Consider the following 16,202-nt stretch of genomic DNA (forward strand, 5'->3'; position numbering starts at 1 on the left):
ATGAAATTAGATGCACATACAAAAGCTATAGCCATTGGCCTGTTAGATAAAGGGTATAAAAATGCAGCCAATTCTTTTTCGGCACTTACTAATGAGGGAATATCCATTAAGCCTACTAGAATAGAGATTCTTAATAATGATTGGAAAGCTCTTCAAAATCTAAAACCAGATAGTGAACTCATTTTGCTTACTACCTCTATCATGGGAGAGATGGCAGGTAAAAGCTATTTACTGTTCAATAAGTTCGAATCAGAGGAAATACACAGGGCTTGCATGCCTTATAAAGAAAATGAAGCAGCAAGAATAATGGAGACAGAGGCTATTTTAATGGAGCTGGATAATATTCTCTCTGCAGCTGTAATTACGGAATTTTCTAACTATCTTGATATAGCGATCTATGGAGATGTACCCATGTTATCAAGAACGGGGCAAGATGATCTCAAGGATTTGCTAGCCAATGATTTGTCAAATATTGAATCACAAGATTGCTTCATAGTGGCAGATACCGAATTTGTTTCTGAAAATAATTCCAAGTTGAGACCTCAGTTTATATGGAAACTTACCTCTGATTTTCTTGACAGAATTGGAAAGGTTGGTTCTAAACAAAAAGATTTAGTCTAATGAAATTTACGAATGAATACGTAAGCACTGTTTCTGTTTTACTGTGTATTGTATTGGCAGAGGCTTATATAGGAAACCCATTAATTACATCAGTGTTGGTATTGATAGGAGGAGCCTTATGTATTTATTCCAAGTATAAGTCAAAGCAAGTAATTGAAAACTTAGAAGCAGAAGCAAAATCGGTTAAAGATGGAATGTCTGAAGCTTCTCATGTCATCAGTAATTTAGGTAAAGCCGGAGAAAGAAATTTTGAAATCCTTGATAAGGATACAGAACTCTGCCGTGCAATTTTAAATGTAGATACTGACATGAAGATGTTTAATGAGGCTGAGCATAAGCGGAACTGGGGAATAGAAGGGCTGGCCAAGTTTAGTGAACTTCTTCGATCTCATGAAAAAAACATCAGAGAATTGTCTGAAGATATCATTACTAATCTTGTGAGGTATGTTTCGGCTAATCAAGGAGGCCTTTTTGTGCATCAAAAGGAAGATGAAGATGAATATCTGAAGTTAACCGCTTGTTATGCTTATGATAAGGTTAGAATACGAGATAAAAGAATAGAAATAGGACAAGGTCAGATCGGACAGTGTTACTTGGAGAAAGAGACTGTATGCTTGCTAGATGTACCTCAAGGCTATGTTAGTATAACTTCAGGATTAGGAGAAGCCACTCCTGAAAATGTAATACTTGTGCCTCTGAAGCTAAATGAAAAGATATATGGTGTCATAGAGTTGGCTTCCTTTGAAATATTCTCAGACTACAAAATTAAGTTTCTAGAGCAGCTGGCGGAAAACATTGCCTCAGTATTTGCTTCTATGCGCAATAATGAAAAAACAAGCCATCTTTTGGAGGAAGCTCAAGTGCTGACCACAGAGTTACAATCAAGAGAAGAGGAAATGCGCCAGAATGTGGAACAACTTAGTGCTACTCAAGATGAGATGCAAAGAAAGCAATCTGAGCTCGATGGTATAGTAGGTGCCATCAATAATGCCATGGGGGTAGTTGAATTAAATACTGAAGGTGAAATTATTTATTCTAATGGAATCATTAGTAATGTGCTAGGGTATTCAGAAGAAGAAATGAAAAGCTTGAGCTATGAAGATCTAATAGGATACAATGATGGAGATGGAGTTCTGTTAAAGAAAATTCAAAATGTGCAATTAGAAGCGAGTCATTACAAAGCGAAGTCTCGTACTGGCCAAAGTAAATGGTTAACTATTTCTTTCTCTCCAATAAAGGATTACATGGGAGGAACCAGAAAAATACTCGCTTTAACCAGGGATATAACAGCTCGTAAACTGCAAGAGATAGAATTTGAGAAACTGTCTTTAGTGGCAGACAACACTAACAATGCTGTTATTATTTCTGATAAGAACGGCTGTATTGAGTATGTGAACAAAGGCTTTACAGAGATGACCGGTTATAGTGAGAAGGAGGTTTATGGAAAAAAACCAGGAGATTTTCTTCAAGGTGAAGATACAAATAAGGAAACGGTAAAGCGTGTGCGAGAGGCCTTGGCCAGGAAAGAGTCTGTTTATGAAGAGATTCTCAATTATACCAAATCAGGCGAGAGTTATTGGATTTCTATGGCTATTAACCCTGTTTTTAATGATGAAGGTCAATTACAAAGATATATCTCGATACAGGCTGATATTACTGAAACAAAAATGCGAGCGGTTGATTATAGCTCTAAGTTAGAAGCTATAAGTAAATCTAATGCGATAGTAGAATTTGATCTGGAAGGGAATATCCTTGAAGTAAATGATAACTTCTTGGAAATTTTCGGGTATGAAAGGAATGAATTAGTAGGACAGCACCATTCTTTGTTAGTGTCAGAGAAGGAAAGAGGTTCTTCCGGTTATATTGATTTTTGGAAAGATTTGAGAAAGGGAGAGGTCTTCAACGATGAATTTCTAAGAATAAAGAAGGATGGAGATCATGTATGGTTAAAAGGTATCTATAATCCTATTTTTGATTATACAGGTAGACCTTATAAAGTGATTAAATTTGTTACAGATATCACCCATCAGAAAATCCTAAAATTTGAGAAGAGAAAGCAAGAAGTTGAATTAGAAAATCAGATGGAGGCCATCAACAAAACAATAGCCTCTGCAGAATTTGATCTGGAAGGATATTTAAAAAGGTCAAACGAGATATTTGATGGTATAACCGGTATTGAGCTCACCGCAACCAGTAAAATACATTATTCTGATATTATACCTCCAAACGAGCTGCTGAAACCGCAAACAGAGCTGATGTGGAATAACCTGAAAGAGGGTAAATTTTTTAGTGGAGAATTTAAGCTAAAGGATCCTAAAGGTAAGGAGCTGTGGTTGGTAGGTACTTTTAATCCTATTAATGATATTGATGGAAATCCTTATAAAGTGATGATGTATGCTCAGTTTACTACACAGGAAAAAGAAAAGCAGAAAGAGCTTAATGGTGTAGTGGGAGCCATGAAAAATACTACGCCGATTATAGAGCTGCATCCTGATGGCACATATAAAAATGGCAATAATCTTTTTATGGACTTTTTTGGTTACAACAGAATAGAGCTGAGAAGAAAGCCGTTTGCCGATTTTCTTTCAGACCATTCTCCAAAAGTAATAAGAGATGTGCTGACCGAGCTCAAGAAGAAGCCATTTGTAGAAGTGGAGCTTGAATATGTTAATTCAGATGGAGAAACTAAGGTTTTTAAAAGTACTTTCAGTAGTATTTTTGATTTAGAAGAAAAGCTCTCTAAGATAGTTGTGATAATGATTGAACGAGTTGTAGTATCTAAACCTAACCACCATGAGCGTTTCTAAAGCGGAGCTGGATTCTTTTACCAATGTACTTTTTCAAAAATATGGTATTGATTTCACTTGTTATGAGCATCAATCCTTATCTCGCAGGGTAAATAGAGTTCTTCATAATTTCAAGGTAGATAGCATTCATGAATTATGGGTGATGATGCTCAGAGATAGAAATTTGATTTTCACCTTCATGGATCAAATTAGTGTAGGTTTAACCTCCATGTTTAGAGATCCTATGACTTGGGTAGAGTTGAAGAAAATATTCTCTACCTATAAGTATGATAGGGTAATAAATGTATGGAATGCAGGCTGTTCTACAGGGGAAGAAGTGTATACTTTGACTATAATGCTTGATGAACTGGGAATTCTGGACAAGGTCAATATTCTAGCTACGGATATGAATCAATCTGCTATGGAAGATGCTAAGAAAGGAATTTACCATAAGGTGAAGATGATTGATTATGAAAAGCACTATAAGCAGTTCAATAAGTTTGGCAACTTTTCAAGATATTATACTACCGATGAGAATCACATTATAATGAAGGATTATCTTATTAAAAATGTGAAGTTCAAATACCACAATTTAACCACAGACCTGTTTCCCGGGCAATTTGATTTTATTTTTAATAGGAATGTGCTCATCTATTTTGATCAGAAGATGAAAGACAAGCTTATAACCCAATTTTATCAATCTCTGAAGCCTAATGGATATTATATTTTGGGTTTCTATGATTCTATTCTTTCTGAGGAACAGAAATCAAAGTACATTAATACACTATCTAGTTTTAGGTTGTTTCAAAAACCTGCAAGTGTATTGGCTTAATATGAGTCAATTCTCAGAACAGCATACGCACGCTTATGGGCTACTGCTAACTCTTGAAGAGATAATGAGTAAAGATTGTCAAATAAATCAGTTTCATCTTCACAAAGCTGAGACTGCGTAAGCATTGAGATGATGCTTTTTATGTATTCAATTTTCATAGGAATTAGATTAGGTAATACCTAAAATACTGCCTTTTTTCAAAAGCATGCATGTATGTTATTTAGCAAAAGTAAACTTTTTTGTTTTACTTTTTATCAGAATATGTCAAAATAATTAATGCAGGCAGTAATGTAAGGTCTATAATAAGGGCTAAAACCAATGTAAGACTTATAAGTAATCCTGTATAAAATGTGCCTCCAAATGAGGATAGAATAAGTATTAGAAAGCCTGCAGATAATATAATGCTGGTGATTATTATGGCTTTACCCGTGGAGAGGTAAGTTCTTTTAAGGGCATATAAAATTGGTTTTCCTTTGGATAATTCCATTTTTAATTTGCTGGTGAAATGAATGGTGTCATCCACAGCAATGCCAAATGCTATAGTGAATATAATAGAGGTGCTGAGTTTTAGCGTGATTCCAAAAAATCCCATGAGACCTGCTACTATGAATAAAGGCACAATATTCGGAATCAATGTTATCAAAATCATTTTTAAAGATTTGAATAGAAGGCCAGCAATTAGAGCTACAGCCAAGAATGCAATACTTAGTCCGTAAAACATGTTTTTGGCCAAGTACTCATTGTTTTTGTCGATGAGGTTAGAAGTTCCAGTAATTGTAAATCGAACTTTTGATGTATCGGTATTATGAAGGATGAACTGTTTGAGAAGCTCTGTCCTTTCAAGTGACAGGTCACTGCCACTGTCTCCAACCCTCATGGAGATACGTCCTATCTGTTGATTGTTAGCGATAAGCTTTTCACTAGTCTCTCGAGAAGCTATTCTTTTTAAAAAAGGCCTTATTTTTTTCCATTCCTTTTCGCTTTGTGGTAATTGATATTCAGATGATACGCCGCCATTTACAGCCTGATTAGTAGCTTTAACTAATGTGGAGGGAGAAACGATATTGCCAGCCAGAAATTCTTCTCTTAAGTATTTTTCTACCAGATCTATTTCATTTATTATTTCAGGAGAGAATATAGTTTGGTCTGATTGACGAACAGTGGCGGTTAATTCAAAAGGACGCGAACCTCCAAAATTCTTATCGAAGAAGGTAAAGTCTTGTTTGAGCGGAGCATCTGATGGTAAATCCTCAATTAAATAGGTGTTGATCTTAATATTTGAAATACCAAAAATGGATAGTATAATCAGAACGATATTTATGATGACTATCTGCTTCTTTTTTCTTAAAACTAAGCTAAAGCCTCTGGAAAGTAAGTAAAACCATCTTTCTTTAAAGTTGCTATAAGTTGAGATTTTAGGTTTAGGAACTAGTATTAAGCAAGCAGGAAGTAAGGTGAAAGAGATGATATAGGCGATAAACACACCTAAAGCTGTATAAACTCCAAACTCCTTAATGGGCTGTATGCTGGCTGTGAGTAGGGTGACAAAACCTATGGCTGTGGTTAATGAAGTGAGAAAAGTAGCTATACCTACTTCTTTTACAGTAGTTTTTATTGATTGTAGTTTAGAGTTGCCTAACCTGAGTTGTTCTATGTATTTAGTGATAATATGGACAACATCTGACATAGCTACCACAAACATGATCGTAGGTAGCAGTACCATAAGTATATCCAACGGTTTGTTGGTCATGCCCATAATTCCTAATATCCAAATGGTGGATAGCATCACAACTAATAGCGGTATAATTACAGCCCACCAGCTGCGAAAAGTGATTATTAGGAATATTATCACTAAAATCACTGATGCAGATAGGAATATCATTAACTCGCTTTGCATGGTATTAATGAATATTCCCTGAGCATATATTTTCCCTGCTAAATGAAAATTTTGAAATTCCTGTTCATGAATTGATGTTGTAATATCTGAGATTAGCTGGTCGGCATCATCTTTTTCACTAAGTGACTGATGCTGTATAATGAGAATAGTAGCTGTAGCATTTTCATTGATAAATGCTTCTCTTAAATCATTGTTTTGGAAAATTCTCGTACTATCAGAGCTTAAGCGTTCGGGGCTGTTGAGATGAATAGTTGGTATCTTAAAGACTCCGGCTTTACTTATTACCGGTTGAGAAAGGTTAGTGATAGAAGAAATGCTTTTGATTTTTCCATTTTCTTCGAGTTTGGCAGTAAGCTTATTAATCTTGGAAAGAAAACTGCTGTCAAAAATGGAGGGGTGGTGAGAAAGACCTATGAGCAGATAGTCGTTATCATTTCCGAAAATTTCTTCAAACTCCTGATAATATTCTAAATCTGGGTCATCAGTAGGGAAGAAGCTCTCAAATACATAATTAAATTTGAGGTCTTTCAGGTGAAAACCAAATAGGATAGTCAGGCCTATTATCACAACGAATATTAGTGAAATATACTTTTTCCGCATACTTCAAAAATATAAGTTGCAATGGGCTTTTAGCTTATAATATAGCAGTTTTTTATTTTTTAGATTTTATTAAAGTGATCATATTGAATTTTGCAATGAGCATTTCCTTGTTAGGCAGTTCTATATCTTCGATCCAGCGTGCCACCTCTGCTATCTCTCGTTCTGAGTAAGGTACGCGTTCTATTTTTCCATTATAATAGTCTTTGACCGATTCTATTATTCTTTGGCGTTTAGGGCTAAAAAAATGCTTTATCATAGTAGTTAGGTTGGGTGTTAGTTGATAGAAAAAATTAAAACCACTATAATGATGTGCAGTTTATTTAATAAAAATCAGATTATCAACAATATAGGTGTTATTTTTAAATTAAAACTTTCAGTGTTGATTTTCAACAAGTTAAAACCATGCTCTTCAAATGGTATGGCATTTCTTCTTAATTGCTATCTTTAAAGTTTAATTAATTTGGTACGTAAAATTATAGATATTAATATCTAACAGGTATGAGGCAGTATTTAGATTTAATGCAGGATATTTTAGATAATGGAGCACAGAAGGGGGATAGAACCGGTACAGGTACATTGAGTGTATTCGGTAGACAGATGAGGTTTGATTTAGCTGAAGGCTTTCCATTGTTAACCACCAAAAAGCTTCATATCAGGTCAATTATCCATGAATTACTATGGTTTTTGAGTGGAGATACAAATATTAAATACTTAAATGAGAATGGTGTTAGTATTTGGGATGAATGGGCCGATGAGAATGGTGATCTGGGGCCTGTGTATGGTTCACAGTGGAGAAGTTGGCCAGCACCTAATGGAGGTAAAGTGGATCAAATCTCTCAGGTAATAGAGCAAATAAAAAATAACCCAAATAGTAGAAGGCATATAGTCAGTGCCTGGAACCCTGCCGAGGTAGATGAAATGGCCTTGCCTCCTTGCCATGCATTATTTCAGTTTTATGTAGCTGATGGAAAATTGTCTTGTCAATTATACCAAAGAAGTGCAGATTTCTTTTTAGGAGTGCCTTTTAACATAGCATCTTATGCTCTTTTAGTGCACATGTTTGCACAGCAATGTGGTTTAAAACCGGGAGAGTTTGTTTGGACTGGTGGAGATGTGCATTTATACTCAAACCATTTGGAGCAAGCTAAATTACAGCTGAGCAGAGAGCCTAAAAGCCTGCCTCAGTTAGTGATAGGTAGAAAGCCTGATTCAATTTTCGACTATAAGTACGAGGATTTTAAAATTGAAAATTATGAGGCAGATCCTTCTATAAAGGCGCCTATTGCCGTATAAAATCATTTAATCTAATTGGTCAATTAGACTTTCATAAATAGCTGAGTTCCGAAATTTGGTGTTTTCGAACTCAGCTATTTTTTTAATAGAAAGGCTGTTAGTTATAAAGGCAAACTCTGCTTGATGCAAGCTTTCAATGTTCTCCTCAACTTCAATGATAGGATACTTCAATGCTTTTAACTTAAGAATAACTTCCCTTCTTCTTACACCCGCCACGCATCCGGTATTTAAAGAAGGCGTATAGAAACATCCTGATTTATACCAGAATATATTCGAGGTAATGCATTCACTTACGTTTCCCAAAACATCGGGGATAACTAATTCATCTAATTGTCTAGCCGCTTTTTCTTGAGAGGCAATGACATAGGGTAAGCTATTTAGCTTTTTAAAGTTAGACATCTTCCAGAAGTGATTTTTCACTTCAAGGCTTTGACCTACAGTTATTGCATTATTAACGTCAGGTATTGAATAGGGCTTTACCGAGATAAGCGTATGAGCAGAAGTGTTGGGAGAGGAATAGCCTGTTTGATGTGCCTCTTGTCGCCACACCATTATCTTAATTCTAAGATTTTCATCGTGAAGTTGGTTTTGATGAATTAATCTTTCAATTGCCTTTTTACTATTTGTAACTTCTGAGATATAATCAGGAAGCTGTAGGTTCATGGCTTCACATCCTCGCTTTAACCTTTCCAGATGAAAGGGAAGCCGGTGAATTTTCTCATTTGAATACAATACTGTTTCAAACAAACCATCCCCAAATTGCAATGCCCTGTCTGATATATTTAAAGATATTTTATTATCTGTCCATTGATTATCGAAGAGTGCTTTCATCTTTTGAATATATCAGGTTACGTGTATTTTTGATGTTCATTTGCTGATTCTTTTAATAGTTTATCAGCCGAAATTGAATCTTATAATGGTTATCAACCATTCATACTTTTAAATAATATTGCAGTAAAATTATCATTAATATTGAAATTAAGAATATGGCAGAGAAGAGTAGTGTATTTGATATGATTGGCCCGGTAATGATAGGCCCTTCCAGTTCTCATACTGCGGGGGTAGTGCGAATAGCAAGAGCGGCCATAAGAGTATTAGGCGGGAAACCTGATAAATCAGCGATTACTTTTTACAATTCTTTTGCCAGAACTTATGAGGGGCACGGCAGCGATAAGGCAATAATAGCTGGTCTTATGGATTTTAAAACTGATGATCCCAGAATAAAGGAAGCACTGGAGATAGCGGAGCAGGAAAAGATGGATTACACCTTTAAGTCAGTAGGCAGTGCATCAGTGTATCATCCTAACACCATAAAGCTAATATTAGAAAAAGGGGAAAGGAAAGTAGAGGTCATAGGAGAGAGTAAAGGCGGAGGAGTGATTAATATAGCGGAGTTTGACGGTTTTAATGCCAATTTCTCAGCGAGTCTTCATACTTTGATTCTAAAGGCCGATGATGTGAGAGGAAGCATAGCTTATATTGCCAATATTTTGTCTCATGATGATTGTAACATAGCCACCATGTCTGTTTCACGAAAGGGTAAAAATGCGCAGGCATGCCTAGTAATAGAAATGGATAGTGGTATTAAAGATGTGACTCTCGCTTATTTAAGAAGTTTAAAATGGGTAAAAGAGGTGATATATATACCTGATATTGATTTATAAAAATGATACATATGAGAGCAACAGGATTGCTGATTTTATTGGTGCTTACTAGTGCCTATACGTATGCACAAGATACATTGAAGGTGAATAGGTGGACCTTGCAGGAATGCATTGATCATGCTATGGATCATAACCTGAATATTAGAAGATCTTTACTGGATTTGCAAGCGCAAGAAGTGGAAACCAGCCAGTCAAAATTGGCAAGGTATCCGGATTTAAATGGTAATGCTTCTTACGGTTATAGCTGGGGTAGGTCTATTGACCCTACTACCAACTTATTCGTTGAGAATCAAAGAATAGCTTCTGGAAATGCAGGTTTAAGCAGTTCGATTATCTTGTTTAATGGTTTTAGACTTCAAAATAATGTAAAACAGAATCAGTATTCTTTAAGCGCGGCCGAGGAGAACTTACAAACGTCTAAAAATGATATGGTATTAGGCCTTTCTAGCTACTATATTAATGTGCTTTTCACGAGAGAGCTATTAGAAAATGCTAGAAAGCAGCTGAATAGTACTAATCAACAAGTAGAAAGAACTGAAAAGCAGGTAAGGGCAGGAGCACTTCCTAAATCAAACCTGCTGGACCTCATGGCTCAGAAAGCTACTAACGAACTGAATGTAGTAAATGCAGAAAATGATTATACGAGTGCCAAGATACAGCTGAAGCAGCTATTACAATTACCTCCAGAAGAGCAAATAGATATTGTAGTTCCTGAAATAGATACAGCTTCAATACAGCCTGTAATGGATGCTACGCCTATTCAAATATATGAAGCCGCGTTGAATGGCTGGCCCACAGTGAGAAGTGCTGAGTTCAATGAAAGAAGTTCTGAATATGCCGTTAAAGCATCAAGAGGTAATTTGTATCCTACGCTTAGCTTAACAGGAGGACTCACTACAAGATATTCAGATGTATCAGATCAGCCTAGGTTTGTACCTGATGGTGGCGACCCTATTATTTTAGAACCTAATCCAATAATAGGATATGTAGATGGTACTAATACTCCTGTTATTTCTGATCAACCACTAACACAGACATCAGGAACTTATTATGACGGCTATCCTTTTGGCGATCAGATAGATGATAATTTGAGTAAATATGTTAACCTCAGCCTTAACATTCCCATTTTTAACGGTTTTTCAGCTAGAGCTTCTATTCAGCGAGCGGAGATCAGTCGTAGCAGAGCAGAGATAAACAGTAAAGATGCAAAATATCAATTATGGCAAAATATAGAGCAGGCCTACATAGATGTAGTAGCGGCTGCCAAATCATATAAAGTATCTCAGGTTCAGGTAGAAGCCAGAACAGAGTCATTTCGTGTGCTGAAGCAGCGTTATGACAATGGTGCGGCAAACTTCACTGACTATAAAGTAGGTGAAAATGATCTTTTTCAAGCAAAATCTGATTTGCTAAGAGCTAAATATGATTATGTATTTAAACTCAAAGTGTTAGACTTTTATCAGGGTAAAAAAATAGAATTTTAAATCACAATGGCAAAGAATCAAAAATCAAATAAGTGGTTATACTGGTTAATAGGAGGGCTCATTCTACTGGTAGTTTTTCTGGTTGCAGCTAAATCTGCAGGCATCATTGGTGGTGCTGGAGAAATGGAAGTAGAGCTTGCCAAAGCTAAAAAAGTATCCATTACAGAAAAAGTAAGTGCATCAGGTATGGTGCAGCCAGTAGTAGAAGTAAAACTTAGCCCAGAAGTTTCTGGTGAGTTAATAGAATTGAATATTGAAGAAGGAGATTCTGTTAGCGAAGGTCAGATTTTGGCTAAAATTCGTCCTGATAACTTTGAGGCTTCAGTAGAGCAGTCTTTGGCTTCTTTAAATCAGCAAAGAGCTAATGTGGCATCATCGGAAGCAACATTGGCCAGGGCTGAAGCTACCCTGCAGACCGCTGAATTGGAATACAAGCGTCAGAAAAAACTATACGATGAGGAGGTGATTTCAGATGCTGATTGGCAACAGGCAGAACAAAGCTATGCTGTAGCAAAGAATGATTATAAATCTGCTCAGAAGTCATTAGAAGCTGCCCGATATATTGTGAAAAGTAGTCAGGCTTCTCTTAGTCAGGCTCAGGAAAACCTTAGAAGAACAACCGTAACTGCACCAATGAGCGGTACTATATCTAAGCTTAATGTAGAGGCAGGGGAAACCGTATTGGGTACGCAACAATTTCAAGGAACTGAAATTATGAGAATTGCGGATCTTAATAAAATGGAAGTTCGTGTAGATGTAAACGAGAATGATATTATAAGAGTATCATTAGGAGATACGGCCATTATAGACGTAGATGCTTACTCTCACCTTGATAAAGACTTTAAAGGAGTTGTAACTTCAATAGCTAATACAGCCAATGAAAAAACTACTTCAGATGCTGTTACAGAATTTGAAGTGAGAATAAGAATATTGAATTCTTCATATGAAGATTTGGTGAAGGATGGCAACCGTTTTCCATTCCGTCCGGGTATGACAGCTAGTGTTGATATTATCACCAGCAGTAAATCAGGTGTGTTGGCAGTGCCACTTTCATCAGTAACTACACGTGATTCTGACAAGAAAAATTCAGGAGAGGGAGAGGAAGAAGAATCGGCTAGTAAAAGTAAGCCACAGGGAGCCAAAGAAGAAGTGAAAGAGGTGGTATTTGTGAATGAAGGTGGTGTCGCTAAAATGAGAGAAGTAAAAACTGGTATCAGCGATTATGAAAATATAGAGATTGTAGAAGGCGTTAAAGAAGGAGAAGAAGTGATCAGTGGTCCGTTCTTAGCTGTTTCCAAACGATTGGAAGATGGCAAACTAATAGCAGTAGAAGAGAAAAAAGAGGAAAGCAGTGCGGAGAAGCCATAAAATGAATTAGAAAAATAGGCCATATTTAGGAAGGAGTTCAGTCGAAAGGCTGAACTCTTTTTTGTTATTGAATAAAAAGTTAGAAAGATGGCCGGCAAATATTATTTTTGCAAGATTAAGATAAAAACAATAGAGCATTTTGGGAAATCCAGTACTGATCTCAGGCGTTATTATAACGTACAATGAGGAAAGGAATATAGAAGCTTGTATTAAGTCTATTGAAGAGGTAGTTGATGAAATAGTGGTTGTAGATTCATACAGCACTGATAAAACACCAGAAATTTGTAAAAGGCTAGGGGTAGTATTTCTTCAACATCCTTTTGAAGGTCATATAGAACAAAAAAACTACGCCATGCAGCAGGCTAGTAATGATTATATATTAGCTCTTGATGCTGATGAAAGACTTTCTGCTGAGCTAAGAGATTTCATTAAACAAGCAAAAGCAAATTGGCAATATGATGCATTTCGCTTTAATCGATTAAATAATTATTGCGGCGCCTGGTTAAAAAGGTCATGGTACCCTGATAAGAAACTTCGGTTATGGGATAGAAAGAAGGGCCACTGGGGTGGTACTAATCCTCATGACAGAGTCGTGATGGATGAAGAAGCTACCACTAAGCATGTTAAGCATGATATTCTGCATTATGCTTATGCAAATTTGGAAGAGCATTACGATCAGGTTAAAAAGTTTGCTATTATTGCGGCTAATGCTAAATATAAAAAGGGTAAAAAGGCCTATTTTTTTCTTCATGTAATACTTAATCCCTGGTATAAGTTTTTTAGAAAGTATGTGCTAAGGTTGGGATTTTTAGATGGATATTATGGTTTTATATTTAGTGGGCTAACTGCATACCTGAATTTTATGAAATATTTGAGGTTGTGGGAGTTAAATAGAAATGAAAAAAGAAAATGACGCAGGATAAAAAAAATATCGGTTATCATGGCCACCTATAATATGCCAGAATGGCTTGAGAAGGTGCTTTGGGGTTATGAAAATCAAACTTTCAAAAATTTTGAAGTAATAATTGCTGATGATGGAAGTGGAGAGGAGACGCAGCAGATTATAGAGAGATTCAAAAAAGAGTCGCCTTTAGATATTGTACACCTGTGGCATGAAGATGAAGGATATAGAAGACAGACTATTTTAAATGTAGCCATACAAAAGGCGAAGTACGATTATGTACTCTTTACAGATGGAGATTGTATCCCTCGTGCCGATTTTGTAGAGACCCATGCTATTTTTATGGAAAAAGGAAGGTTTCTTTCAGGAGGATACTGCAAACTTTCTATGGATGTGAGCAAGGCCATTACAGAAGAAGATATTAAGTCTCAAAAATGCTTTGATATAGAGTGGTTGAAAAGTCAGGGATTTCATGGAACTTCTCAGTTTAGGAAATTAGGGGCGCAAGGCAAATGGGCCAGCTTCCTTGATTTTGTTACACCTGCTAATGCCTCTTTTAATAACTGTAATAGCTCCGCATATAAAGAAGACTTGCTCAGTGTAAATGGTTATGATGAGCGAATGAGATATGGTGGGCCTGATAGAGAAATAGGAGAAAGGTTGGAGAATTATGGAGTGAAAGGAAAGCAGATAAGGCACAGAGCCATTTGCTTGCATTTAGATCACTCCAGAGGATATAAAACCAAAGAATCTTTAGAAGCGAACTTGGCTATCAGAAGAAATACCAGAAAAAATAAAGTGATAAAAACTCCTTTTGGAATAGAGCAGCAGCAGTAAATGAAACTGAACATTTTAATTGTATTTGATAAGCCCATTCCTGTTCTTAAATATGGAGGAATACAGCGAATAGTATGGTGGCTGGGTAAGGAATTAGTAAATCAAGGCCATAAGGTCACTTTCTTGGTAGGAGAAGGCTCTTCTTGCCCTTTTGCTGATGTAAAAGTATACAATCCTGAGATTAGTTTGGCTGATCAAATTCCTGAAGGTATTGATGTAGTGCACTCATACATTCCCATAACAGAACCTTTATCTGTACCTTATCTTATTCATATGGAGTCTAACACTAAAGCGGCTTCATATGATAAAAATACAGTTTTTGTTTCAGGTAATCATGCTAAGCGACATCATGCTGAATGCTTCGTTTATAATGGCTTAGATCCTGACGATTATGGTAAGCCGGATTTCTCTAAGAAGAAAAACTACTTACACTTTTTAGGGAAAGCCGCTTGGAGAGTAAAAAATGTAAAAGGAGCTATTAGTATCGCTCAAAAGTCAGGAAGACATTTACATGTGTTGGGGGGCTCACGAGTGAACTTTCATATGGGCTTTAGGTTTACTATCGACCCTAAAATGCACTTCTATGGTATGATAGGAGGAGAGGCTAAAAACAAGGTGATGAATGATTCCGGAGGGCTTCTTTTTCCTGTTATATGGCATGAACCTTTTGGTATAGCCATAACAGAAAGCATGTATTTTGGGTGCCCTGTATTTGCTACTCCTTATGGTGCGATACCGGAAATTGTAGATGAAGAAAGTGGTTTTCTTTCTAATAAATCAACAGAGCTTATAGATCATATCAAAGAAAATAGAAGTTATGATCCACAGCGAATTCATGAACGAGTGATGGATGTTTTTACGGTTAAGCAGATGACTGACTCCTTTTTGAAATTATATGAAAGGGTTATGAACGGAGAATCGTTGAATAAAGAGATGCCATATTATGATATGGGTACTCATGAAAAATTCTTACCTTTTGATTAGTTGTTTATAGCTTTTGCAGCCACGCAAAAAACTCCATTAACCAAGCTACGCCTATATGTATGAGAACGCCGCCGAATATACTGCGGCTCTCTAAGGCGATTACTCCGAGAATATATCCACCAATAATAGAGCTGATGGCTTCTCCTTCAGGTTTACCAAAGTGATAGAAGCAGTAAGTTACTACCATGGGGAGAACTACATTTCTACCGCAGATACTGCATAGTGCTAGTATCATAAAGCCCCTGAACATAAGCTCTATAGTAAGGAAATTCCATCCGTAGGCCAGCTCATAAATAATAGCAGGTACCCATTTGGGTGATTGTAAGGCATAATAGGCGGAATTATTTTTGTAGAGAGGGTAGTGGTTGGCAAAGTTGTCAGTGAACGAAGCCACTGCAATTAAAGGGATCATTACGGCCAGTATAAAAAGGTAAGGCTTGTGGTTAAAGCCTTTAACTGTTAGTCCATAGAAGCTTTTTTGCTGAGTGTCATAGTATTTATAAAAAAGAACTAAGGGGATAATGGTTGTGAAAATATTGACTAGATTTTTAGAAACTCTTGATGCCCAATACTGAAGTGCCACATCCATAAATTCCTTGATAAGTCTGTTGTGGTAATGAAAGGCGGTATCAACAGCTAGTATAGTTAAAATGAGTAAGCTTTTTATCCAATATTCCTTATTCTTAAAAATGTGCCATTCATTTTTAAAATAGGCCATAATAATAGTGGCTGAATAATAGGCAAAGCAATAAAATAGAAAATAATAAAATAGCCTTATGCTCTTACCGTAATAACTGTCTAGAACTGAATCTTCAAAATCGAAGTAATAGTTTAAAGACATAGTTATAGCCAAGAAAGTAGCAATAGCCAGGTAGTATGATGCCTGAAAATCCTCTTTGAGGTGTATTTTCAGGTACTTTAATATTTGCTTCAAA

The 16,202-nt window shown here is 36.3% G+C and carries 15 protein-coding genes; 10 read left to right on the forward strand and 5 right to left on the reverse strand.

From position 1 onward, the window contains the following. Genes LVD15_RS18555 through LVD15_RS18565 form a run of 3 tightly spaced genes read left to right on the forward strand, consistent with a single transcriptional unit; the run spans nt 1 to nt 4,239 of the window. A complete protein-coding gene (locus LVD15_RS18555) occupies nt 1-621 on the forward strand; it encodes a hypothetical protein (RefSeq protein WP_233776706.1) in 621 nt (206 codons plus the stop codon). Continuing rightward, complete coding sequence (locus LVD15_RS18560; protein WP_233776707.1) at nt 621-3,428, forward strand: PAS domain S-box protein; 2,808 nt, start codon at nt 621-623, stop codon at nt 3,426-3,428. Before LVD15_RS18555 ends, LVD15_RS18560 begins: the two co-directional genes overlap by 1 nt. Continuing rightward, a complete protein-coding gene (locus LVD15_RS18565) occupies nt 3,415-4,239 on the forward strand; it encodes a CheR family methyltransferase (protein ID WP_233776708.1) in 825 nt (274 codons plus the stop codon). The genes LVD15_RS18560 and LVD15_RS18565 overlap by 14 nt, the downstream gene beginning before the upstream one ends. On the opposite strand, the gene LVD15_RS18570 is transcribed toward LVD15_RS18565, so the two are convergent. The 3 genes from LVD15_RS18570 to LVD15_RS18580 all read right to left on the reverse strand — a co-directional run bounded on the left by LVD15_RS18570 (nt 4,236) and on the right by LVD15_RS18580 (nt 6,992). Next, nucleotides 4,236-4,397 carry a hypothetical protein gene (locus LVD15_RS18570; protein ID WP_233776709.1) on the reverse strand — a complete coding sequence of 54 codons (162 nt, stop codon included), beginning with the start codon at nt 4,395-4,397 and terminating at the stop codon, nt 4,236-4,238. The genes LVD15_RS18565 and LVD15_RS18570 overlap by 4 nt on opposite strands. 86 nt (nt 4,398-4,483) lie before the next feature. Continuing rightward, complete coding sequence (locus LVD15_RS18575; protein WP_233776710.1) at nt 4,484-6,736, reverse strand: efflux RND transporter permease subunit; 2,253 nt, start codon at nt 6,734-6,736, stop codon at nt 4,484-4,486. Between the two features lie 52 nt (nt 6,737-6,788). Further along, the gene (locus tag LVD15_RS18580) at nt 6,789-6,992 is read right to left on the reverse strand and encodes a hypothetical protein (RefSeq protein ID WP_233776711.1); all 204 of its coding nucleotides are present in this window, start codon (nt 6,990-6,992) and stop codon (nt 6,789-6,791) included. A 242-nt stretch (nt 6,993-7,234) separates the two neighbouring features. Between LVD15_RS18580 and thyA the strand changes: the two genes are divergently transcribed. After that, a complete protein-coding gene (gene thyA, locus LVD15_RS18585) occupies nt 7,235-8,029 on the forward strand; it encodes a thymidylate synthase (RefSeq protein ID WP_233776712.1) in 795 nt (264 codons plus the stop codon). A 6-nt stretch (nt 8,030-8,035) separates the two neighbouring features. Here thyA and LVD15_RS18590 read toward each other — a convergent pair whose 3' ends face one another. After that, nucleotides 8,036-8,860 carry an aminotransferase class IV gene (locus tag LVD15_RS18590; protein ID WP_233776713.1) on the reverse strand — a complete coding sequence of 275 codons (825 nt, stop codon included), beginning with the start codon at nt 8,858-8,860 and terminating at the stop codon, nt 8,036-8,038. 155 nt (nt 8,861-9,015) lie between these two features. Here LVD15_RS18590 and sdaAB point away from each other — a divergent pair, with 155 nt between their 5' ends. The 6 genes from sdaAB to LVD15_RS18620 all read left to right on the forward strand — a co-directional run bounded on the left by sdaAB (nt 9,016) and on the right by LVD15_RS18620 (nt 15,267). After that, complete coding sequence (gene sdaAB / locus LVD15_RS18595; RefSeq protein WP_233776714.1) at nt 9,016-9,693, forward strand: L-serine ammonia-lyase, iron-sulfur-dependent subunit beta; 678 nt, start codon at nt 9,016-9,018, stop codon at nt 9,691-9,693. 11 nt (nt 9,694-9,704) lie between these two features. Next, complete coding sequence (locus LVD15_RS18600) at nt 9,705-11,177, forward strand: TolC family protein (protein ID WP_233776715.1); 1,473 nt, start codon at nt 9,705-9,707, stop codon at nt 11,175-11,177. A 6-nt stretch (nt 11,178-11,183) separates the two neighbouring features. Beyond that, complete coding sequence (locus LVD15_RS18605; protein WP_233776716.1) at nt 11,184-12,545, forward strand: efflux RND transporter periplasmic adaptor subunit; 1,362 nt, start codon at nt 11,184-11,186, stop codon at nt 12,543-12,545. A gap of 139 nt (nt 12,546-12,684) precedes the next feature. Continuing rightward, the gene (locus tag LVD15_RS18610; RefSeq protein ID WP_233776717.1) at nt 12,685-13,458 is read left to right on the forward strand and encodes a glycosyltransferase family 2 protein; all 774 of its coding nucleotides are present in this window, start codon (nt 12,685-12,687) and stop codon (nt 13,456-13,458) included. Nucleotides 13,459-13,485: 27 nt separating this feature from the next. Further along, nucleotides 13,486-14,283 carry a glycosyltransferase family 2 protein gene (locus tag LVD15_RS18615; RefSeq protein WP_233776718.1) on the forward strand — a complete coding sequence of 266 codons (798 nt, stop codon included), beginning with the start codon at nt 13,486-13,488 and terminating at the stop codon, nt 14,281-14,283. Then, nucleotides 14,284-15,267, forward strand: a complete 984-nt coding sequence (locus LVD15_RS18620; RefSeq protein ID WP_233776719.1) for a glycosyltransferase — start codon at nt 14,284-14,286, stop codon at nt 15,265-15,267. 4 nt (nt 15,268-15,271) lie between these two features. On the opposite strand, the gene LVD15_RS18625 is transcribed toward LVD15_RS18620, so the two are convergent. Continuing rightward, complete coding sequence (locus tag LVD15_RS18625; RefSeq protein ID WP_233776720.1) at nt 15,272-16,201, reverse strand: CPBP family glutamic-type intramembrane protease; 930 nt, start codon at nt 16,199-16,201, stop codon at nt 15,272-15,274. Nucleotide 16,202: the final 1 nt, after the last annotated feature.

Source organism: Fulvivirga maritima, from assembly GCF_021389955.1.
GTDB classification, from domain to species: Bacteria; Bacteroidota; Bacteroidia; order Cytophagales; family Cyclobacteriaceae; genus Fulvivirga; species Fulvivirga maritima.

Bases quoted from the DNA above. Each gene is read 5' to 3' on its own strand.
- LVD15_RS18590 (WP_233776713.1), bottom strand. From the start codon at position 8,860: ATGAAAGCACTCTTCGATAATCAATGGACAGATAATAAAATATCTTTA.
- LVD15_RS18580 (WP_233776711.1), bottom strand. From the start codon at position 6,992: ATGATAAAGCATTTTTTTAGCCCTAAACGCCAAAGAATAATAGAATCG.
- LVD15_RS18555 (WP_233776706.1), top strand. From the start codon at position 1: ATGAAATTAGATGCACATACAAAAGCTATAGCCATTGGCCTGTTAGAT.
- LVD15_RS18565 (WP_233776708.1), top strand. From the start codon at position 3,415: ATGAGCGTTTCTAAAGCGGAGCTGGATTCTTTTACCAATGTACTTTTT.
- sdaAB (WP_233776714.1), top strand. From the start codon at position 9,016: ATGGCAGAGAAGAGTAGTGTATTTGATATGATTGGCCCGGTAATGATA.
- LVD15_RS18615 (WP_233776718.1), top strand. From the start codon at position 13,486: ATGGCCACCTATAATATGCCAGAATGGCTTGAGAAGGTGCTTTGGGGT.
- LVD15_RS18575 (WP_233776710.1), bottom strand. From the start codon at position 6,736: ATGCGGAAAAAGTATATTTCACTAATATTCGTTGTGATAATAGGCCTG.
- LVD15_RS18605 (WP_233776716.1), top strand. From the start codon at position 11,184: ATGGCAAAGAATCAAAAATCAAATAAGTGGTTATACTGGTTAATAGGA.
- LVD15_RS18570 (WP_233776709.1), bottom strand. From the start codon at position 4,397: ATGAAAATTGAATACATAAAAAGCATCATCTCAATGCTTACGCAGTCT.
- LVD15_RS18620 (WP_233776719.1), top strand. From the start codon at position 14,284: ATGAAACTGAACATTTTAATTGTATTTGATAAGCCCATTCCTGTTCTT.
- LVD15_RS18600 (WP_233776715.1), top strand. From the start codon at position 9,705: ATGAGAGCAACAGGATTGCTGATTTTATTGGTGCTTACTAGTGCCTAT.
- LVD15_RS18560 (WP_233776707.1), top strand. From the start codon at position 621: ATGAAATTTACGAATGAATACGTAAGCACTGTTTCTGTTTTACTGTGT.
- thyA (WP_233776712.1), top strand. From the start codon at position 7,235: ATGAGGCAGTATTTAGATTTAATGCAGGATATTTTAGATAATGGAGCA.